This window comes from Halobacillus alkaliphilus (genome assembly GCF_900113125.1).
Taxonomy (GTDB): Bacteria; Bacillota; Bacilli; order Bacillales; family Halobacillaceae; genus Halobacillus; species Halobacillus alkaliphilus.
Genome location: NZ_FOOG01000005.1, coordinates 126263 through 148474 on the forward strand (window position 1 = coordinate 126263; position 22212 = coordinate 148474).

19 protein-coding genes are annotated in these 22212 nt (G+C 42.9%); all 19 read left to right on the forward strand.

What is annotated here, in order from left to right; genetic code table 11:
- Positions 1-20 precede the first annotated feature (20 nt).
- The 19 genes from uvrB (at position 21) to BMZ06_RS05115 (ending at position 22062) form a co-directional block, all read left to right on the forward strand.
- Positions 21-2003, forward strand: coding sequence for an excinuclease ABC subunit UvrB (gene uvrB, locus BMZ06_RS05025; protein ID WP_089750742.1), 1983 nt, complete (start codon positions 21-23; stop codon positions 2001-2003).
- A gap of 6 nt (positions 2004-2009) precedes the next feature.
- Positions 2010-4886, forward strand: coding sequence for an excinuclease ABC subunit UvrA (gene uvrA, locus BMZ06_RS05030; protein ID WP_089750744.1), 2877 nt, complete (start codon positions 2010-2012; stop codon positions 4884-4886).
- A 165-nt stretch (positions 4887-5051) separates the two neighbouring features.
- Positions 5052-5423 carry a YojF family protein gene (locus BMZ06_RS05035; RefSeq protein ID WP_089750746.1) on the forward strand — a complete coding sequence of 124 codons (372 nt, stop codon included), beginning with the start codon at positions 5052-5054 and terminating at the stop codon, positions 5421-5423.
- Positions 5416-6063: a bacillithiol biosynthesis deacetylase BshB2 gene (gene bshB2, locus BMZ06_RS05040; protein WP_089750749.1), complete on the forward strand. Its 648-nt coding sequence runs from the start codon at positions 5416-5418 to the stop codon at positions 6061-6063. Before BMZ06_RS05035 ends, bshB2 begins: the two co-directional genes overlap by 8 nt.
- A gap of 115 nt (positions 6064-6178) precedes the next feature.
- Positions 6179-7216, forward strand: a complete 1038-nt coding sequence (locus BMZ06_RS05045) for a DUF4097 family beta strand repeat-containing protein (protein ID WP_089750751.1) — start codon at positions 6179-6181, stop codon at positions 7214-7216.
- Between the two features lie 31 nt (positions 7217-7247).
- Positions 7248-7598 carry a phage holin family protein gene (locus tag BMZ06_RS05050; protein ID WP_089750815.1) on the forward strand — a complete coding sequence of 117 codons (351 nt, stop codon included), beginning with the start codon at positions 7248-7250 and terminating at the stop codon, positions 7596-7598.
- Between the two features lie 881 nt (positions 7599-8479).
- Entirely contained in the window at positions 8480-9412 is a 933-nt protein-coding gene (gene hprK, locus BMZ06_RS05055; protein WP_089750753.1) for an HPr(Ser) kinase/phosphatase, read from the forward strand.
- Positions 9413-9426: 14 nt separating this feature from the next.
- Complete coding sequence (lgt, locus tag BMZ06_RS05060) at positions 9427-10260, forward strand: prolipoprotein diacylglyceryl transferase (RefSeq protein WP_089750755.1); 834 nt, start codon at positions 9427-9429, stop codon at positions 10258-10260.
- Positions 10261-10273: 13 nt separating this feature from the next.
- Positions 10274-11230, forward strand: a complete 957-nt coding sequence (locus BMZ06_RS05065; RefSeq protein ID WP_089750758.1) for a nucleoside recognition domain-containing protein — start codon at positions 10274-10276, stop codon at positions 11228-11230.
- On the forward strand, positions 11205-11843 hold the full coding sequence (ppaX, locus tag BMZ06_RS05070) for a pyrophosphatase PpaX (protein WP_089750761.1): 639 nt from the start codon (positions 11205-11207) through the stop codon (positions 11841-11843). Before BMZ06_RS05065 ends, ppaX begins: the two co-directional genes overlap by 26 nt.
- A 3-nt stretch (positions 11844-11846) precedes the next feature.
- Complete coding sequence (locus BMZ06_RS05075; protein ID WP_089750763.1) at positions 11847-12359, forward strand: acyltransferase; 513 nt, start codon at positions 11847-11849, stop codon at positions 12357-12359.
- A gap of 139 nt (positions 12360-12498) precedes the next feature.
- Positions 12499-13053, forward strand: coding sequence for a glycerol-3-phosphate responsive antiterminator (locus tag BMZ06_RS05080; protein ID WP_089750765.1), 555 nt, complete (start codon positions 12499-12501; stop codon positions 13051-13053).
- Positions 13054-13171: 118 nt separating this feature from the next.
- Positions 13172-13972: an MIP/aquaporin family protein gene (locus BMZ06_RS05085; RefSeq protein WP_089750767.1), complete on the forward strand. Its 801-nt coding sequence runs from the start codon at positions 13172-13174 to the stop codon at positions 13970-13972.
- Positions 13973-14003: 31 nt separating this feature from the next.
- Entirely contained in the window at positions 14004-15500 is a 1497-nt protein-coding gene (gene glpK / locus BMZ06_RS05090; protein ID WP_089750769.1) for a glycerol kinase GlpK, read from the forward strand.
- Positions 15501-15743: 243 nt separating this feature from the next.
- Positions 15744-17411, forward strand: coding sequence for a glycerol-3-phosphate dehydrogenase/oxidase (locus tag BMZ06_RS05095; protein WP_089750770.1), 1668 nt, complete (start codon positions 15744-15746; stop codon positions 17409-17411).
- Between the two features lie 135 nt (positions 17412-17546).
- Complete coding sequence (locus BMZ06_RS05100) at positions 17547-18356, forward strand: hypothetical protein (protein WP_139205802.1); 810 nt, start codon at positions 17547-17549, stop codon at positions 18354-18356.
- Between the two features lie 130 nt (positions 18357-18486).
- On the forward strand, positions 18487-18876 hold the full coding sequence (locus BMZ06_RS05105) for a MerR family transcriptional regulator (protein ID WP_089750774.1): 390 nt from the start codon (positions 18487-18489) through the stop codon (positions 18874-18876).
- On the forward strand, positions 18873-20390 hold the full coding sequence (locus BMZ06_RS05110; protein WP_089750776.1) for a class I adenylate-forming enzyme family protein: 1518 nt from the start codon (positions 18873-18875) through the stop codon (positions 20388-20390). The genes BMZ06_RS05105 and BMZ06_RS05110 overlap by 4 nt, the downstream gene beginning before the upstream one ends.
- Before the next feature lie 10 nt (positions 20391-20400).
- Entirely contained in the window at positions 20401-22062 is a 1662-nt protein-coding gene (locus BMZ06_RS05115; protein ID WP_175477802.1) for an acyl-CoA dehydrogenase family protein, read from the forward strand.
- The last annotated feature ends 150 nt before the right edge of the window (positions 22063-22212 follow it).

Below are 22212 nucleotides of genomic sequence, written 5' to 3' on the forward strand. Positions count from 1 at the left end.
TAAGAACGGAGGTTTTCGTCATGGAGAATAAATTCGAATTGGTTTCACAATATTCCCCGCAGGGAGATCAGCCGCGAGCGATTCAAGAGCTTGTGGATGGAATAAATCGTGGTGAAAAACACCAGACTCTTTTGGGGGCGACAGGGACAGGTAAAACGTTCACCATGTCCAACGTGATCCAGGAAGTTAATAAACCTACATTGATCATTGCCCACAACAAAACGCTGGCCGGCCAGCTTTACAGCGAGTTTAAAGAGTTCTTTCCAAATAACGCTGTCGAATATTTTGTCAGCTATTATGACTATTATCAGCCGGAGGCCTATGTGCCTTCCTCTGACACATTTATAGAAAAAGACGCGAGTATTAACGATGAAATTGATAAGCTGAGACACTCGGCAACTTCAGCTTTGTTTGAACGAAATGACGTTATTATTGTGGCAAGTGTATCTTGTATTTACGGTTTAGGTTCTCCAGACGAATACCGCAGCCAGGTACTATCGATCCGTTCAGGAATGGAAAAAGATCGTGACGAACTATTGCGTAATCTGGTAGATATTCAGTATGCACGTAACGATATTGATTTCCAGCGGGGGACGTTCCGCGTACGTGGGGATTCGGTTGAAATCATACCGGCTTCACGTGAAGAGCATGCTATCCGTGTCGAGTTTTTTGGTGATGAAATCGATCGGATCCGCGAAATAGACGTTCTGACAGGAGAAGTTATGGGGGACCGTGAACATGTAGCGATTTTCCCAGCCTCTCACTTCGTAACACGAGAATCCAAGCTTAAAAAAGCAATTGTAAATATAGAGCAGGAAATGATCGAACGCGTGAAAGAATTGCGTGATCAAAATAAATTGCTTGAAGCTCAGCGCTTAGAGCAGCGGACGAATTATGATTTGGAAATGATGAATGAAATGGGTTTTTGTTCAGGGATCGAGAACTACTCTCGTCACCTGACGTTTCGTGAGCCTGGGGCAACTCCATACACGCTGCTGGATTACTTCCCGGATGACTTCATGATTATGGCGGATGAGTCGCACGTTACACTTCCTCAAGTACGGGGTATGTACAATGGGGACCAGGCGCGTAAACAGGTGCTTGTTGATCACGGTTTTCGACTGCCTTCTGCACTTGATAACCGGCCCCTGAAGTTTCCTGAGTTTGAAAACCATATCAATCAGATTACTTATGTATCTGCTACTCCCGGACCCTATGAATTGGAACACACACCAAAAGTTATCGAACAGATTATCAGGCCTACGGGACTGCTTGATCCAGAAATTGATGTGCGCCCGATTCATGGTCAAATCGATGACCTTGTAGGCGAAATTAATAAGCGCGCCGAAAGGAATGAACGTGTACTTGTAACGACATTAACGAAGAAAATGTCTGAAGACCTTACGGATTATTTGAAAGAACTTGGCATTAAAGTAGCTTACTTGCACTCTGAAATAAAGACGTTGGAGAGAATTGAAGTTATCCGCGATTTGCGTGTAGGAAAATACGATGTAATTATCGGTATTAACCTGCTTAGAGAAGGTCTTGACATTCCGGAGGTTTCTTTAGTTACTATTCTCGACGCTGATAAAGAAGGGTTCTTGAGGTCGGACCGTTCCCTGATTCAGACGATTGGAAGAGCTGCACGTAACGAAAACGGGCGCGTTATTATGTACGCGGATAAAATCACGAAGTCGATGCAGTTTGCAATCGATGAAACATACAGGCGACGTGAAAAGCAGATTGCTTATAACGAAGAGCACGGGGTTACACCGAAAACAATCCGCAAAGAAGTCCGTGATGTTATTAAAGCTACAGCCGTTTCCGAAGAAGAAGGTTCTTATGACAGCGGTATGAAACGTCCTTCTGAAATGACGAAGAAAGAACGCCAGGAAACGATTGACAATATGGAAACAGAAATGAAACAGGCAGCTCGCGATTTAGATTTCGAAAGAGCGGCTGAATTACGTGATATATTATTGGAATTAAAAGCGGAGGGATGAGGAAGTATGGCCAGCAAGCATATTAGTATTAAAGGAGCCCGGGCCCACAATTTAAAAGGGATCGATATTGATATTCCAAAGAATAAACTGGTCGTTATGACAGGATTGTCTGGTTCCGGGAAGTCTTCTCTAGCGTTCGATACCATCTACGCTGAGGGGCAGCGACGTTATGTCGAATCTCTAAGTGCCTATGCCCGGCAATTCTTAGGGCAAATGGATAAACCGGATGTGGACTCCATAGAAGGTCTTTCTCCAGCTATTTCGATCGATCAGAAAACCACCAGTCGTAACCCCAGATCAACAGTGGGGACGGTAACTGAAATTTATGACTATCTACGTCTGCTGTTCGCACGCATAGGACGTCCTACTTGTCCAAAACATGGAATTGAAATTAATTCGCAGACCGTACAGCAGATGGTTGATCAAATTATGGAGTATCCAGAAAGAACAAAAATGCAAATTCTTTCCCCAGTGGTCTCAGGCCGAAAAGGTGAGCACGCCAAAGTATTTGAACAATTGCAGAAAGAAGGGTACGTTCGTCTGCGAGTTGATGGAGAAATGCGTGAAATTTCCGAGGAAATAAATTTAAATAAAAATAAAAAACATTCGATTGAAGTGGTAGTGGATCGGATTGTTGTTAAAGAAGGGGTAGAAGGCCGGTTATCCGATTCAATTGAAACGGCCTTAAAATTAGGCGGGGGGCATACCCTTGTGGATGTAATAGGAGAGGAAGAATTGTCTTTCTCTGAACATCATGCCTGCCCAATCTGCGGCTTTTCTGTCAGTGAACTGGAGCCGAGAATGTTCTCTTTCAACAGTCCTTACGGTGCTTGTAACCGATGTGATGGTCTCGGAACTCAGTTAGAAGTAGATATTGACCTGGTCATACCCGACTGGTCTCGTTCTCTGAAAGAACATGCCATTGCGGCGTGGGAACCAACCAGTTCCCAGTATTACCCTCAACTCCTGAAAAGTGTAGCAGATCATTATGGAATAGATATGGATGTACCTATTCAGGATTTACCGAAGGAACATATGGAGCGAATCTTATATGGAAGCGGCGATGAAAAAGTTTACTTCCGTTACGAAAATGATTTCGGAAAAGTCAGGGAAAATGAAATTTTCTTCGAGGGAGTAATACCAAATATTTCCCGTCGGTATCGTGAAACGAGTTCAGATTTTATTCGCGAGCAAATGGAAAAATATATGGCTCAAAAACCCTGTCCTAAGTGTAAAGGCAACCGCTTGAATGAAGAAGCCCTCGCCGTATTAATCAACGGAAAGCATATTGGTATAACAACTGATTATTCCGTAACCGAAGCAAAGGAATTCTTTGAAGGACTTGAATTGACTGAAAAAGAAGAAACGATTGCCCGTATGATCTTAAAAGAAATCTGTGAAAGACTCAGTTTCCTCGCAAACGTCGGGCTGGATTATTTAACCTTATCCCGTTCTGCCGGAACACTCTCAGGAGGCGAGGCTCAGCGTATTCGTCTTGCAACCCAGATTGGTTCTGCTCTAACCGGCGTGCTTTATGTTCTAGACGAGCCTTCTATTGGGCTTCATCAGCGTGACAACGATCGGTTGATCAATACGTTGAAGCGTATGAGGGATCTGGATAACACGCTGATTGTAGTGGAGCATGATGAAGATACAATGCTCGCAGCTGATTATTTAATTGATATTGGGCCAGGAGCTGGTGCTCACGGCGGTCAGATCGTCTCACAGGGTACACCTAAGCAAGTGATGAAAAGCGGCAAGTCATTAACGGGTCAGTATCTCTCTGGAAAAAAATTCATTCCACTTCCTTCGGAGAGAAGAAAACCCGATGAGCGCTTCCTGAAGATTAAAGGGGCAGAAGAAAATAATTTAAAAAATGTTAATGCCCAAATACCATTGGGTCTGTTCACGGCTGTTACAGGCGTGTCAGGGTCTGGTAAAAGTACCCTTATAAATGAGATTCTATATAAATCGCTTTCCATGAAATTGCATAGAGGCAAAGAAAAACCAGGTAAGCATAAAACAATAGAAGGTATGGAGCATTTGGAGAAAGTGATCGATATTGATCAATCACCAATCGGCCGTACACCTCGTTCAAACCCGGCGACTTACACTGGAGTATTCGATAATATCCGTGATGTATTTGCTCAAACGAATGAAGCTAAGATTCGAGGGTATAAAAAAGGCCGTTTTAGTTTTAATGTAAAAGGCGGGCGTTGTGAAGCCTGTCGCGGGGATGGAATTATTAAAATTGAAATGCATTTCCTTCCAGATGTTTATGTTCCTTGTGAAGTATGTGATGGCAAGCGCTATAATAGGGAAACTCTGGAGGTGAAATATAAAGGGAAAAGTATTGCAGATGTATTAGCTATGACGATTGAAGAAGCTTTGGATTTCTTTAATAACATTCCAAAGATTAAAAGGAAGTTGCAGACAGTAGCCGATGTAGGTCTGGAATACATTAAACTTGGACAGCCTGCCACCACACTCTCTGGAGGTGAAGCTCAACGGGTGAAGCTCGCCAGTGAACTTCACCGGCGTTCGAGCGGGAAGTCCTTTTACATCCTTGATGAACCTACTACAGGTCTTCATGTGGATGATATCTCCCGTCTCTTAAAAGTGCTCCAGCGGCTTGTCGATAATGGGGACAGCGTATTGATTATCGAACATGATCTTGACGTAATAAAAGAAGCGGATTATATACTCGATCTTGGCCCTGAAGGCGGGGACAAAGGCGGAGAAATTATTGCTACCGGTACCCCTGAAGAAGTAGCGGAAACGAAAGCCTCCTATACTGGCCATTATCTTAAGCCAGTATTGGAACGTGATCGTAAGCGTATGAAGGAAAGGGTACAGTCCAAGGAAAAAGCAGCTAACGAGTAGATGTTTTGACGCCTCCCTCCAAGTTCAGTATCGTGGTGGATAGGTTAGACTGATGGCCAAAGGAGAGGGCTTCTCCTTTGGTCTATACACACAAACCAGGTACACACAGAAATGTTCTAGTTGAAATTTCTGGTCATCAGGATGTTTAGACAGGAGGAATTCGCAATGAAACCAATTAGTCAGACCGAAGTTCAAAAAAAGATTGACAGCTTGGCTAAAAAAGATGTATATGTACATTTAGAAACTACTAACGGGGCCTATGCGAGCCACTTTAATGAAGAAGCCTATAATGTTGGTGCGTTTATTCGTAATGCTCTCGTTAAATACCAGCATGGTAAAATCGTCAGCACAGGAGGCTCCTATCGTGTGGGTCTAAAATTAGATATTGGATGGATTTACGCAGAAGGGGTGAGCGATTTTGAAATTGATGATAAGAATCGTTTACTTATGGCCGGCCATGATCGTGAAGGACGTTTAATGGTAGCCTTGGAAATTAGTGAAACCCCATTTTCACATGAGGCTGATCCTGATGAGTGAAGAACACGTAGTCGTTATTTTTCCACACCCTGATGATGAATCTTTCGGTGCTTCAGGCACGATAGCTAAATACAGAGAGAAAGGCGTACCGGTTACTTACTTATGCGGTACTCTTGGAGAGATGGGCAGAAATATGGGCAATCCTGTATTTGCTAACCGGGAGACGCTGTCTTCCTACCGTAAAAAAGAACTGGAAGAAGCAGCGAAACAGCTGGACATTAATGTTGAGTACCTTGGCTATCGGGATAAAACCCTTGAATTCGAACCTATCGAGCAAGTTGCAAGTCATCTGAAAGAAAAGATTGAGGATCTTAATGCTACGTTGGTGATTACCCATTATCCAGGGTATGCCGTCCATCCGGATCATGACGCGTTAGGTGCTGCAGCGGTAGAAGCAGTGAAAAAGATTGATTCGTATAAACGCCCAGAGGTATGGATGCATGCCATTTCTAACAATCATGAAGCTGAGCTTGGAGAGCCTGAGCTGATTTACGATATCACACCTTACTGGGAACACAAATTAGCAGCAATCAAGGCACACCTTTCTCAGGCTGATGGTATGATGAGTTTATTAAATAATCAGCCAGAACAGTTGGAACGTTTGAAAACCGAACGATTTTACCGTTATTCGTTTACGTAATAATTATGACACCTTGGAATTGACAACGCCTGTCTTTTTCAAGGTGTATTTTTAATTGGTTTTTTCACTCCAAATGCCGGGAATGCTTTACTAATGAGAAAAGGAGATGGTAGGTATGAACGAAGAACGCATGAAAATTTTAAAAATGATTGAAGAAGGCAATATATCAGCCGAAGAGGGAGCTAAGCTTCTCGCTGCTGTAGAAAACAGGGAAGCTGATGAATCAAAAGCAGAAGAAAAAGAGAAAAAGAAATATGGACTTAAAAATTTCCTCGGCGACGCTGTTGAAAAAATAAAAAACACTGATTTCGATCTTTCGTTTGGTGAGTATGTAGAGTTTGATTATGAGACACAGACTGAATCCGATGATTTTAACGATATAGATATTTCGATTGCTAACGGTTCTCTTGATGTAGACACATGGGATGGTGACTATGTAAAAGCCGCTTATCACGTGCGAGTTTATCAGGTGGATACTGAAGAAGAAGCCAGGAGTCACTTCTTAGCAGATGGCCAATTTGATATTCATAATGGACTTTTACGTTTAGCCAGTCCTTCTAAGAAAATTAAAACGTTCATTCACCTCACTCTTCCTAAAAAGAGATATGACTTTATTAAATCCAAACTGGCAAACGGCACCATCACTGTTAATCACATGGATAGTGATTACTACCAGCTCAAAACTTCCAATGGAAGGATCCAGTTGAACAGTGTCACTGGTGAAACCTGTAAAGTGGAGACAGGTAATGGAGCTATTACGGTCGCCGATGGCGTATTTGATATGTGTGAAATGGATACTTTAAACGGTGCCGTTACACTGGGCGGTGACTTTGGAAAAAGTGATGTGTCTGCTGTAAGTGGAAGCATTACAGTCGATCATTTTGGAGAAAAAGCCCATACTGGTTTCTACAAAGCCACTACAGGCAGCATTAAAGTGTCTCTGCCCAAACATAAACGTGTGGATGGAAAGCTCCGTACAAACTTTGGCAACTTAAATTGTCAAATCGATAATTATAAAATTCTGGATGATAAAAAAGAGGTGGTCAATAAGCAATTGACGTTTGAAGCATTTGAAGAATATGAATCGGCTTATCATTTAGAGGCGGAAACGAAAACAGGCTCAGTTACGGTTTCTCCTTCCGGTCAAGAATGAATAATCTTATAGAAGAAAGTGGGTGATTTATGTGAAAAGCTGGCTGCTGCATATTTTGGTAAATGCGATCGCAATTATTGCAGTCGGTACTTTATTTGAGTCGATCCATATTGATGGCGTCGGCGGTGCCTTATTGGCTGCTTTTATATTGTCGATTTTAAATGCGATTGTCCGTCCCATTCTAGTCGTATTAACGTTGCCCATAACGATAGTTTCACTGGGGCTGTTTCTGTTAGTTATTAATGCTATTACCTTATGGCTGACCGATGTATTCCTCGGCAGTACATTTGAAATAGCAGGTTTTGGAATGGCTATAATTGCGGCCATTATTATATCGATCATTAATTTAATATTGAATAGCCTGATTAAAGATATGAAATAGGAAAAACCGTTCAAGCACCAATTGCTTGAACGGGTTTTTTTGGATGCACCTTAAAAATTTTATCATTGATTTTCATCAGACTCTGTTCAACAATAGGGTCGGTTACTGTAAGACTCAGTTTCGAGATAAATTGAGTCCTTTACTAAAATAGAGAGGGGATGGCTACGGAAACAACTCGCTTTCCTACGGGGGAACTGGCAAGCCTCCTCGGTCGCTTCATTCACTCCCTGTGGGGTCTCGCCTAGCTCCTTCTCCCGTGGGAGTCTCGTCGTTTCCTTCGCCACCCTATGATGGAAGAGTGAGACGGACCCTTCTATAGGCGATAGGGCGATGCTTGATCCGCCTCAGATGCTTCTATAGCAGGATTATCCAGGCGGACAAGCTCGTTCTTAAATAAGTCTCCACCATAAACCAGTGTTTCAACCATGATTTCGAGCTCCCTATTTCGGCAAGGTCCGGAGGGGGACGATGAAGACTCTGTGGATGAACATGATCGGTAAGATCCCGGAAGGCGAAGCCTGAGGAAGCTTACCACAAGGGATGTTCGACTAAGATCGCCACGTCCTGTGGCAACGTCGAACGACCCTGCGTCGTGCAGGGCCGGAAAGCGAAATCGTTCACCGCAGGACCTAACTCTCTAGCTAGATATCTCGAAACTGTATCTTCAACAAACGGGAGCTTTACTGTAAAATCAAAACCGAGTAACAGAGACTTCTAAATAGGCGATGTAGAGCATTCTGATTGATCTCCTGCTCTTACCCCTTTTTTTCTTACAAGCGTGCAGGCTATCTGATTTGCACGTTTTCTGCGTATGTCCAAGATCCTGTAAAACATGCTACAATAGTGTTTAGTGATCGAACGACTAAGGAGGTCTTTAATAGATGAGTAAAGTACGTACAGAAGATTTATTGGATCAATTTCAACTGGAATTGGTGGCTGGGAAAGATGGTGTACACCGTGAAATACATACAAGTGACATTTCGCGTCCAGGGGTGGAGATGACAGGTTACTTTAAGTTTTACCCTAAAGAGCGTTTGCAGCTTCTCGGGAAGACTGAACTTTCATATTTCAATGAGCTATCCAATGAACAGCGTCAGGAAAGATCAGAGAAACTGTGTACGGATGTTACACCCGGCATCGTTATCACAAGAGGTATGGACATTCCGAGTGAATTAATCACCGCTGCCCAGGAAGCCGGGGTACCATTAATGCGCTCTCCTCATAAAACAACGAGAGTGATCAGCCGCCTCACAAATTTTCTTGAAACAAAATTTGCACCATTTACGGCTATCCATGGTGTCTTAGTAGACATTTATGGGATAGGTGTGCTCATTACTGGACAAAGTGGTGTAGGTAAAAGTGAGACCGCACTTGAGTTGGTCAAGCGCGGCCATCGTCTTGTGGCTGACGATAGTGTAGAAATCCGTCAGGAAGACTATGATACGTTAATAGGAAACAGCCCGCCCCTCATCGAACATCTGCTGGAAATTCGTGGACTTGGTATTATTAACGTTATGACGTTATTTGGTGCAGGGGCTGTACGGAGTTTTAAACGAATCACGCTCATTATTAATCTTGAATTATGGGAGAAAAACAAACAGTATGATCGTCTCGGGCTCGAAGAAGAAACAATGAAAATTATGGACGTAGAAATCCCTAAAGCTACCATACCGGTTCGCCCTGGACGTAATCTGGCTGTCATTATCGAAGTAGCAGCCATGAACTTCCGTCTGAAGCGTATGGGAGTAAATGCTGCTGAAGAATTTTCGGAACGTTTAACCAATGTAATCGATCAAGATCAGCAAAATGATTAAGGAGCGTGCGCGACATGACTTGTACACCTGAGGCTCTGGATCCTGTCTTAATCCAATTGGGGCCTTTACCTATTTACTGGTATGGATTTATTATCGCAACTGGCGCCTTTTTAGGACTGTGGATTGCGACCAATGAAACCGAACGTCTGGGACTTAAAAAAGACTATATGGTGGATATTGTAGTTTATGCAATTCCAGTATCCATTTTATTTGCAAGAATTTATTACGTAATCTTCGAATGGGATCGATATGCCGGCGGTCCATGGTGGAAGGTTTTTGCCGTGTGGGAAGGCGGTATTGCTATTCACGGGGCTTTAATAGGAGCCGTACTCACAGCCGTTATATATACGCGGGTAAAAGGAATTTCCTTTTGGATGATGGCGGATATTGCTGCACCGAGTTTAATTCTTGGACAAGCGATTGGACGCTGGGGGAACTTTATGAACCAGGAAGCTCATGGCGGCCCTGTTTCAGAAGCTTTTTACAATAATTTCATGCAATATTTGCCTGGATTTATCAATCAACAAATGTGTATTGAAGGCACGGTTTATCATCCGACTTTTCTATATGAATCGTTTTGGAATATCCTAGGGTTTATTCTTCTTCTGGTACTGCGTCATAAATTTAATCCTCGTCGTGGAGAAGTATTCTTAAGCTATGTAATCTGGTATTCTGTAGGACGATTCTTTATTGAAGGTATGCGCACAGATAGTCTCTATTTATTCGGGGAAATTCGTATGGCTCAATTCATTTCCATCGTCTTAGTCTTATTCGCTGTAGCCGTGATGGTTTATCGTAGAAAAGCTGGGTATGCGGATAAATATTATAACGGAAAGAAAGCAAAATAAGGGAGAGTAGGAAATGAAGGGCATTTTATTACGAGGGGGAAGGAAAGGACTAGACCTCACGTGGTCACTTGGAAAGGTTATTTTTCCAGTAACTCTTATAGTAACGATCCTTCAATTTACACCAGTGCTGTCGTGGGTTATGGATCAATTAGAACCACTGATGCAATGGATTGGACTATCAGGGGAAGCAGCTGTTCCGCTTGTTTTAGGCAACTTTTTGAATTTGTATGCTGGTATTGCCGCGATTATTTCTTTTGATTTCACGGTGAAAGAGGTTTTTATTATGGCGGTGATGATGTCCTTTTCCCATAATCTGCTGATAGAATCAACGGTTGCGAAGCGGGTTGGAGTCAGCTGGTGGTTTGTGGCTGGAATTAGGATCGGCCTGGCTTTCTTGTCTGCTATTTTTATCAATCTTATTTGGAATGGTGGAAGCAGCGCAGCTAAATACGGCTTGACTCCGGAGAAAGCCGCTGATCCAGAAGGATGGAATGAGATTATATGGCAGGGCTTGGAGACAGCTTTTATGGGAATTCTCCAACTGGCTTTCATTGTCATTCCATTAATGGTTTTTATGCAATATTTACGCGAAAAAGGCTGGCTGGACCGCTTCTCAGAATGGGTTGCTCCAGCAACTCGTTTTCTTGGGATGGAGCGAAACACCTCGATGACGCTGGCAGCTGGATTAACGATAGGCCTGGCCTATGGTGCTGGTTTAATGATTCAGGCTGTGGAGGAAGATGGGGTGTCCAAGAAGGACATGTATTTAGCCCTCATTTTTCTAGTGTCCTGTCACGCTGTGGTAGAGGATACACTGATTTTTATCCCGCTTGGGATACCAATATGGCCACTGCTCGCAATACGGCTGGTGACAGCTATATTACTTACCGCTTCTGTCGGTTTTATATGGAATAAACTACAACAAGAGAGAAAGGAAACTTCGAATGAACATACGCACCATTCTATTTGATTTAGATGGAACCCTGATCGATACGAATGACCTGATTATTGCTTCATTTACACATACCATAAAGGAGTACAGTGATCGCTCGTACACTAGAGATGAAATTCTGGACTTTATAGGTCCTCCTCTTCGTGAGAGTTTAGAAAAGATTAATCCCGAGCGTGTGGAAGACATGGTAGAAACGTATCGGAAACATAATATTGAAAATCATGAGGCTTATGTCAGGGCTTATGACGGAGTCGTGGATACAATCCGCCAGTTAAAGGAAGCAGGTTACAGAATGGGGATTGTAACTACCAAAATGAAAAACACGGTTCAGATGGGCCTTGAAATTACTGGGCTTGACGGCTTGTTTGAAACCATTATCACCCTTGATGATGTAACCAATGCAAAACCACATCCTGAACCTATCGTTAAGGCTCTTCACGCATTAGACTCCAAAGCCTCCGAGGCCTTGATGGTTGGAGATAACACACACGATATTGAAGCCGGTCATAACGCTGGTACTCACACGGCAGGTGTAGCATGGACGGTTAAAGGCAGAGAAGTACTTGAGCAGCTTAAGCCTGATTATATGCTTAACCATATGAGTGAACTGCTTGAAATTACAGGGGGATAACCGATGAGAAAAACGGAACGTTATCCAGTTGAAGGTGCGAATTCTTTATGGCACATCTATAAGACGGTGCCGTTTTTCAAGGTGGTTAAAAACTTTACGGTCATTCAGCTGGCTCGCTACACCCCTTTTCTGGGGATGAAAAACTGGCTCTATCGGACACTTTTACGTATGGAAGTTGGAAAGCAAACCGCGTTCGCCTTAATGGTTATGGTAGATATTATGTTTCCGGAACGGATTCGAGTAGGCCACAATACGGTGATCGGCTATAATACAACCATACTAGCTCATGAGTATTTAATTGATGAATATCGATTAGGAGATGTCACCATCGGGGATGAAGTACTGATTGGGGCCAATACGACGATTCTCCCGGGTATTACAATAGGTAATCATGCAGTGGTCTCCGCAGGTACGCTTGTTCATAAAGACGTGCCGGCTGGAACCTTTGTTGGAGGTAATCCAATGAAAATAATTTATACAAAGGAAGAAATGGACGCGCGTAAGGAATCCAATTGAGTTATAAATGACTCACTGCAAGCGTAGTGCCTGATAATTATGGAGACCCGCTTTCCCTAGTTCTTCATCCTAAAGGGAAAAGAAAGGAATCCCCAGCATCATTTTTATCGAAGGTTCATAAAAGAAATGAGGTGAACTGATGAATATTCATCAATCTGTCCTGCCGGCTGTGCGGAAGATTAAAGATTTTGAAGCTTTATTAGATAGCGAAACGGAATATATAATTATACTTGACAGCCGCTTGGGATTACTTCGAAAACTGGTAAGAATCGGACAAAAAGCTGGGAAAAAGATACTTGTACACATTGACTTAATTCAAGGATTGAAAGCGGATGATTATGGAATGGAATATGTAGCCCAGGAAGTTAAACCCGATGGGGTGATATCGACAAGGGCCAATGTAATCCATCAGGCTAAAAAGCATGATCTTATATCTGTTCAGCGTTTATTTCTAATAGACAGTCAGGCTATTGACCATAATATATCAATCATCCAAAAAACAAAGCCTGATTTTGTCGAAGTTTTACCTGGGGTCTTACCGGGAATGATAAAAGAGATTAAAGATCAATTGGACATCCCTGTTATTGCTGGCGGTTTGATTCGAACGAATGATGAGATCAATCGAGCTCTTGAAGCGGGGGCTTCAGCAGTTTCAACTTCACGTTCTGGTTTATGGCAATATAAGCAAAGGTAAACTTCAGTCCTTTCGTGATTGAAACTGACGAAGCCACACAAACGCTTTCAGCTGAAGCGATTAGTTTGTGTGGTTTTTTTTCTATGTATGAACGGCTATGAGGAAGGAGAGAAGACTATTGACTGAGTTCATGGGTGAATTGATTGGAACGATGATACTTATCATTCTTGGTGGGGGCGTTATTGCCGGTGCCAACTTGAAAGATACGAAAGCAGACGGAGGATGGGTTCTTATTACTGTAGCATGGGGGCTGGCTGTAGCCATGGGCGTTTATGCCGTAGGAAAACTGACGGGTGGACATATTAACCCTGCAGTTACGCTAGGACTGGCATCCGTTGGAGATTTTCCATGGCAAAAAGTACCTATGTATATTGCTGCTCAGATGACAGGCGCTTTTATAGGCGCAGTCATCGTATTCTTTCATTATATCCCTCACTGGAAGGATACAGAAGATCAATTAGCGATTAAGTCTATTTTTTGTACAGACCCAGCAATCCGTAGTCCAATTTCCAATTTAATCAGTGAAATAATTGGAACCTTCGTACTAGTGATGGGGATTTTGTTCATTGGGGCAAACGAATTCACTGAAGGGCTGAACCCCATAATTGTCGGCTTGTTAATTGTAGCCATCGGTATGTCTCTTGGAGCTACAACCGGCTACGCCATCAACCCCGCGCGTGATTTGGGTCCAAGAATAGCTCATGCCGTTCTTCCTATTCCTGGTAAAGGTGGATCCGATTGGAGCTATTCATGGGTTCCTGTACTTGGCCCGATTATCGGAGGCGTGTATGGAGGTTTATTCTACCAGGCCATTTTCAAAGGAAGTTACACGGCAGGATTCTGGGTATTATCTTTAATTATAGTAACCCTGCTTATTTTATCTATGAGAATAGAGTTGAAGAAAGTTCAAACTACTTAATACTTAATAATTAGAGGAGGAAGCATAAACGATGGAAAAATACATCTTATCGATTGACCAGGGAACTACAAGTTCACGAGCTATCTTATTCAACCATAAAGGTGAAATTGTAGAAACAGGTCAGAAAGAATTTGAACAGCACTTTCCTAAGCCCGGCTGGGTTGAGCACGACGCCGACGAAATTTGGACTTCGGTACTCGCATGTATAGCGGATGTACTTAGAAGAGCCGATATTGACCCAGGCCAGGTGGCGGGAATTGGCATTACGAACCAGCGTGAAACAACAGTGGTTTGGGATCGGAATACCGGGAAGCCGATCTATAAAGCGATTGTATGGCAGTCCCGACAGACCCAGAGTATTTGTAATGAACTCCGTGAGCAAGGTTTGAATGACACATTCCGGGATAAAACTGGTCTATTGCTTGATCCCTATTTCGCAGGTACGAAAGTGAAATGGATACTTGATCATGTTGATGGAGCACGGGAAAAAGCTGAAAATGGAGAATTAATGTTCGGTACAATTGATACGTGGCTGATTTATAAACTGTCTGGAAAAAATGCTCACGTTACGGATTATTCGAATGCTTCCCGTACTCTCATGTATAACATCTTTGACTTAAAATGGGATGACGAATTGCTCGACATCCTGGGTGTGCCAAAAAGTATGCTTCCAGAGGTTAAACCGTCCTCGGAAATTTATGCTCATACCGTTGATTATCATTTTTACGGAAAAGAAGTTCCTATCGCCGGAGTTGCTGGAGATCAACAGGCCGCTTTATTCGGCCAAGCCTGTTTTGAAAAAGGAATGGCTAAAAACACCTGTGGTACAGGTGGATTTATGTTAATGAATACTGGCGAGGAAGCAGTTCAATCTGACAATGGCCTTTTAACCACTCTTGCGTGGGGAATTGACGGAAAAGTTGAGTACGCTTTGGAAGGCAGTATATTTGTTTCAGGATCGGCGATTCAGTGGCTGAGAGATGGTCTTCAAATGATTGAAGATGCACCTCAAAGTGAAGAGATTGCTGGAAAAGTTAACAACACAGAGGGCGTCTACGTCGTTCCGGCGTTCGTCGGTTTAGGAACACCTTACTGGGATAGTGATGCCAGGGGAGCTGTGTTTGGTCTTACACGGGGTACATCAAAAGCTCACTTTGTGAGGGCTACACTTGAATCTTTGGCTTACCAGACGAAGGATGTTGTGGACGCTATGATAGAGGACTCAGGCATTCAACTCAAAAAACTTCGGGTAGACGGAGGAGCGGTAAAAAATAACTTGTTAATGCAGTTCCAAAGTGATCTGCTTGAAGTTACAGTTGAACGACCTGAAGTAAATGAAACGACAGCTCTTGGATCTGCCTATCTTGCTGGTCTTGCCATTGGATTCTGGGAAACCCGCGAGGATATTGCGAATCAGTGGAAAATAGAGCGTGAATTTGAACCGACGATGAACAAGGAAAAAAGAGAGGATCTTTACAAAGGCTGGCAAAAAGCAGTAGAAGCTACACGAGTCTTTAAGCAGGACTGATTTTTGACTTAGGGAAATAATCTGATATAATTGAAATACAAGTTAATTCAATCGGTCGGAGATATGGAGAGACCACGAACCTTTATGCACATAACATAAAGTGACTCGTGGTCTCTTTTTTTATATCCGGTCAAAGATTCTATCACAATAGGTAATTGCACACATATTTCCGCGAATAATGGGGAATAAACGTAGCAGAAGATGGTAACATTAATCAAGCCCAACGAAATAAGGAGAGATAACATGAAACCCTTCTCAAGTTATGAGAGAACATCACATTTTGATAAACTCACCCAAGAAGATTGGGATGTCCTTGTCATTGGAGGCGGCATTACCGGATCTGGGATTGCTCTTGATGCAGCCAGCCGAGGAATGAAAACAACAGTAGTTGAAATGCAGGATTACGCAGCTGGTACCTCCAGCCGATCCACAAAACTTGTCCATGGTGGTCTTCGTTACCTAAAGAATTTCGAAGTTAAAATGGTTGCAGAAGTAGGGAAAGAACGTGAAATCGTGTACGAAAATGGTCCTCACGTAACTACACCAGAGTGGATGATGCTTCCGTTCCATCAGGGAGGCAACTTTGGTCCATTTTCGACAAGCCTTGGACTGCGTGTTTATGATTACCTGGCAGGGGTGAAAAAATCGGAACGCCGAACGATGTTCAGCCCTGAAGAAGCTCTAGAACGGGAACCACTAGTTAAGAAGGAAAACCTTAAAGGGGCCGGTTTCTATGTAGAATATAAAACTGATGATGCCCGCTTAACGCTTGAAGTTATGAAAAAAGCAGTAGAGCATGGGGCAAATTCCCTTAACTACGCTAAAGTGGTCGATTTTATCTATAATGAAGACGGTAAGATGGTCGGAGCTAAAATAGAAAATACCATCTCCGGGAAGCAATATCATGTGAAAGCTAAGAAAATTATTAACGCAGGAGGACCATGGGTAGATGATCTGCGTGAAATTGATGGCTCGAAAAAAGGAAAAACCCTTCAGCTTACAAAAGGAATACACCTTGTGTTCGATCAGTCTAAATTCCCGCTTAAACAGGCAATTTATTTCGACAGCCCGGATGGTCGAATGATCTTTGCCATTCCTCGTGACGGTAAGACTTATGTGGGTACAACCGATACGCAGTATTCGGAGGAGATCTCACACCCGACCATGACGGAAGATGATCGTGACTATGTGCTTAATGCTATTCATGATATGTTTCCAACCGTTGATGTGACGGCGGAAGACGTAGAATCCAGCTGGGCAGGGGTACGTCCATTGATTCATGAGGAAGGAAAAGATCCTTCAGAAATTTCACGAAAAGATGAAATCTTTATTTCTGATTCAGGTTTGATTTCTATGGCAGGCGGTAAATTAACTGGTTACCGTAAGATGTCTCAACAAGCTGTAGATATCGTACGCGATCAACTGATGGAGGAATACGGAATTCTTTATTCTGACTCTGAAACGAAGTACATGCCGATTTCTGGTGGAGAAGTAAATGGCTCCCAAGGATTTAAGCAGTTCTTAAAAGAGAGAATTCAGATTGGAGAATCCATCGGTCTTTCCGAAGAAACGGCTGAAAAACTTGTCCGTCTTTACGGATCCAATGTAGACGCGGTTTTCCATATTTATAAAAACTGTAAACAGGAAGCTCAACAGGCGCAGCTTGAACCGGTGGTTTTTGCCCAGCTTGCTTATGCACTGGAAGCAGAATTCACGTATAAACCCGTAGACTTCTTTGTGCGCAGGACGGCAGCTTTATTCTTTAATATTAACTGGGTTCATGAACACAAGGAAGCTGTTATTAACTATATGGCGCAAGCCTTGAATTACACCGATGAACAAAAACACAACTACACGCAAGAGTTGGACCAGCTTCTCAAAGAAGCCGTAGTCCCAATTGAATATGTGTAAATTTTCGTCGAATAGCGTCCCGTATTTCCGGGGCGCTTTTTTGTGCTTATATTGGAAAAAAAGGGATATGGTAAACTATAATTATGAAACTATTACCAAAAGGAACCATAAAATAGGACAGAGGTGAAGAATATGTTGAATGTCCAAACTCTGATCCGGCAGGACGGCCGGAGGCAACTGATTACGGGAGGGGTGTTGGTCGCCACCGGACTTTTTTTCTTACTAAGCATACTTGCCTGGCAATATCAAAGTTTTCTATTGAGTCTTCTGTACGGACCTGTGTTAACGATTAGCGGACTAGCTTTGTTAAAAACCGGGTTCCGCGATTATGAAAAAGCTAAACAGACCGATAGCGGTTTTACCAAAGATTATATGATCGATACAGTTGAAAAACTTCCGGGGCGCATGTATATGGGTCATAGTACGAAAAATTTTTTTCAGGCCACATTATATGATATGGATGGAAAGGCATACACTCGTATTAACGAAGAACCCAGCTTCCTGCATAAGCTGACTTTTTTAGCTTATTATGGATCGATTCTTTCTGCAGACTATACCATGTACAATCAACACGGAGACGCTGTGTACCACATAGAGAAGAAGGGAGGGTTCTCATGGCGCGGATATGTCCAGCTCCCAAATGGGCATTATGTGGCTTATACAAAGGATAGTAAAGATAAGGCCACAGGCAGGAGGATCTTTCACTATGTAGAGAAAGATTATTGTAGATGGAGTGCGGAGGGGGACCCTTATATTGGACACTATAAGGTAAAGGACCATGTGGGGACCGTCTGGGCTGTTATTAAACAGAATGCCATTCCTGTAGAAGCGGCAGAACGCTTTGAAGAAATAAATGGATACTTAATTGAGTGGAAGAAGCGCGATGAAATTCCTCAATCCCTACTCGCTTTTTTGTTTCTATTACAATCACGACAGAATCTATGAGGCAGCACACCCTGTTTAACAAACAGGGTGTTTTTTATGATAATTTCCAAATTTTTATAGTTGAACTTAACGTTAACGTAAATGGTATATTATAATTGTTAGAATTTTCAAACTGATCAGGGAGGGAAAGATGGTTGAAGATTTAGCAATTGCTGAAGTAGCAGAAAAATTTCAGGTGACCACAAGGACGATCCGCTATTATGAAGAAATTGGACTCGTTCATCCCCATCGAGAGAATGGACATAGACGCTTCAGCCGAAAAGACATAACAAGATTAAGTCTTGTTTTTCGCGGAAAGAAATATGGATTTCAATTAGAAGAAATTAAAAACATGATCCAACTGATTGATCTTGATCCTTCGGGTGTACAGCAATTAGAAAAAACAATGGAGTATGGTCGCAGAAAAATGAGAGAAATTGACCGTCGATTAGTGGAATTGGAGCAACTGAAGACTGAGATGAATTCATGGTTGCAGAAGTTTGAAGAAGAGTTAGTAAAAAGGAAAGGGGAACCCTTGTGAATCTATCAGAACTTTTAGCTTATCAGTCCCGTAAATATCCTCTGCAAGAGGGTTTGATTACTCCGACTACCCGTGTGACTTATAAGGAATGGAATTCTAAAGTAAATCAGTTTGCACATGCTTTAAGGAGGCTCGGTATTCAGCGAGCCGATAAAGTAATGATCCATATGCCGAATACGATTGAATTTGTCATCAGTTATTTTGCTGTTCACCGGATTGGGGCCATTGCCGTGCCTGTGAATGCTCGATTAATCAACAGCGAGCTATCCTATATTTTTAATCATAGTGATACGACGTTCTTTCTGACTCATGAACTTCTATTTGAACAAGTCGCTGATCTGGTACACGAGAAAATAGGGACATTTATCAAAACAGGTTCAGCTACGGATGATTGGCTGTCATTTGAAGAATTGATGTCCTATGAAAGCGGGGTGGATATCGTGAACACAGTCGAGGAAGATGCAGAGGCTTCGATCCTCTATACTTCTGGTACAACCGGAAAACCGAAAGGAGTGGTCTTCACTCACCGCAATATTTTGACAGTAGCCCGAATGATGGCGGTGGAAATGGAGATGAAACCAGGGAGCCGTATGCTGCATATGATGCCGCTTAGTCATTCTGCGCCACTTCACCTTTTTATGGCTGCTGGAACGTATGTGGGTGCCGCTCATATTCTCGCTCCATCTTTTAGCCCGGAACTTTTACTTGAATTGGCTTCATCGGAACGTTCTACTCATTTCTTCGGTGCACCGGTAGCTTATCTATTAACTGCCAAACACCCTAAGGTGACGGAGACCGACTTGTCTTGGATGAAATATTGGGTCTATGGTGGTGCTCCGTTATCAAGGAGTGAGGTACAGTTCATTCAGGAACAGCTGGACACAGAGCAATTATACTGTGTATATGGTTTAACGGAAGCGGGACCTAATGGGTCACTGCTCTTACCGCTTGATCATGATGAGAAAGCAGGGAGTATTGGCCAGAGAGCAGCCTTAAATTGTGAGATGAAGGTAGTGGATGAGCAGGGAAATGAAACTGGAATAGATGAAGTAGGGGAAATCATTCTCCGTGGAGAAGGAACGATGAAAGGATATTATAAAGATGAAGTAAAAACAAAAGAAGCGCTGAAAGGCGGGTGGCTATACACTGGGGATCTGGCGCAAAGAGATCAGGATGGCTTTTATTGGGTAGTAGATCGTAAAAAAGACATCATTATCTCGGGTGGTTCGAATGTTTATCCTCGTGAAATCGAAGACGCGCTCCTCAGGCACCCACATGTACAGGATGCCGCCGTAATTGGTGTCCCTCACCCAGATTGGGGAGAAACCGTTAAAGCATTCATTGTTCATGACGGAACAATGCATCAACTTGCGGAAGACTGCAAGGAATACTTACGACATGAGATTGCAGATTATAAAATTCCGAAGATTTATGAAGGGATAAGTGAACTCCCTAGGAACGCTACAGGGAAATTAATGAAGAATCAGCTTCGTGACCAAATCCATAATCGGTAGGAGGAAAACTGTGAATTTTTATGAGGAAGATTCAAACCTGCAGATGATTTTAAAGGAATATTTGGACCCGCCATTATGGGAATGGGCTGATGAACAGCTGCAAGAATTTGGAGCTCTGTGCGCCGGTGAGATTGACAGACGGGCACGTCATACAGATCGCGAAGGCCAACCTAAGTTAATAAAATATGATAAGTTCGGGGAAGACCAATCGGAAGTGTGGTTAAATGAAGGCTATAAAAAAACGATTGCGGAAACATATGGAGCAGGAATTGTGGGATACATTCATAAAGATATACCAGAACTTGGACGTCCAGGCGGATACGTCTATTCCTTTGCTCAAGGTTACCTTCTATCGCAAGCGGAGACAGGGTTCTACTGTCCTGTCACATTGACCATGGCCACAGCTTACTTAATCGAACGTTATGCTTCTCAGGAATTAAAGGATAGATATCTTCCTCATGTCCTTTCTACAGGGGAAGTGGAATTATATGAAGGAGCGACATTTTTAACAGAAAGGCAGGGTGGTTCGGATGTAGGTGCTAATGAAGTTAAAGCTTTTTCTGAAGAAAATCATTTCCTGATTTACGGGGAAAAATACTTTGCGAGTAATGCTAGCGCATGCGGCATAGCGATGGTTCTCGCAAGGTTGGAAGATGCTCCTTCAGGCACGAAGGGACTCAGTTTATTCTTAGTTCCCTGGAGAAAAGACAATGGGGATCTGAATGGTATTCAGATCCGCAGATTGAAAGACAAGCTTGGTGTTCGGGCTGTTCCATCTGCGGAGGTTGAATTCAGCGGGGCTGAAGCTTATCTTATTGGCAAGCCAGAACAAGGTTTCTATTACATGATGGAAGCATTGAATTTATCCAGGGTGTGCAATGCTACAGCCTCTATCGGTATTATGAGGCGCGCTTACACAGAATCTTTGGATTACGCTAGTAAGCGGAAAACTTTTGGTAACAGGCTGATTGACTTTCCGATGATTAAGGATACCCTGGTCCGCTTGAGTGTAAAGCAGGAAATAGAAACAAGAGCGGTTTTTGACATGGTCAGTCATTTCGAAGAGTCTGTCTTAAGCAAGAACTCAACGCCTTCTTCAGAAGAAGTCATGAACCGGCTCAAAATTGCAATTCTAAAAAAAGAAACGGCAGAGCAGGCGGTAGCATTTACACATGAAGCGATTGAATTACACGGCGGCAATGGATACATTGAGGACTTTGTAATGCCCAGGCTGCTGCGTGACGCGCAAGTGCTCACAGTCTGGGAAGGTACAGCAAATATACTGGGCCTTGAGGTCATACGTCTGTTAAATAAATTTGAAGCTCATTCCTTTTTTTATGAAGAAATGATCCAGCGCCTTGAACAGGTCAATGGATTGGCTTCTCAAGTAGAGGTGGTAAAACAGGAAATTAAATCCTTGGGAGATCAGGTTACAGATATTCTCAATCAATCATCAGATATTCAGACGTACTATAGTAAATCAATTGCCAGACAGATGGCATTAATTTATGAAGCCGTTGTCGCTCTTGAAGCGGGAGGGAATGGAGGAAATGCGGAAAAAGTGGCTGAAATTTATGTTCAGCTTGCTTTTGGAGAGGAACAAGTGACAGGGGAGCCCTTGACGCTTCGCTACGCAAATGAATTACTGGATTTGCCGAAAGCCAGAGAATGACCAACCAAAAGCTCCTATTTCCTATAGGAGCTTATTTTATTGTAGGAGTGAAGCGACCGAGGAGACTTGTGGTAAAAAGGAGGATCGACTAAAATCGCCACGTCCTGTTGGGGCCGCAGGAAAGCGAGTTGTTTCTGTAGCCGCCCTGAT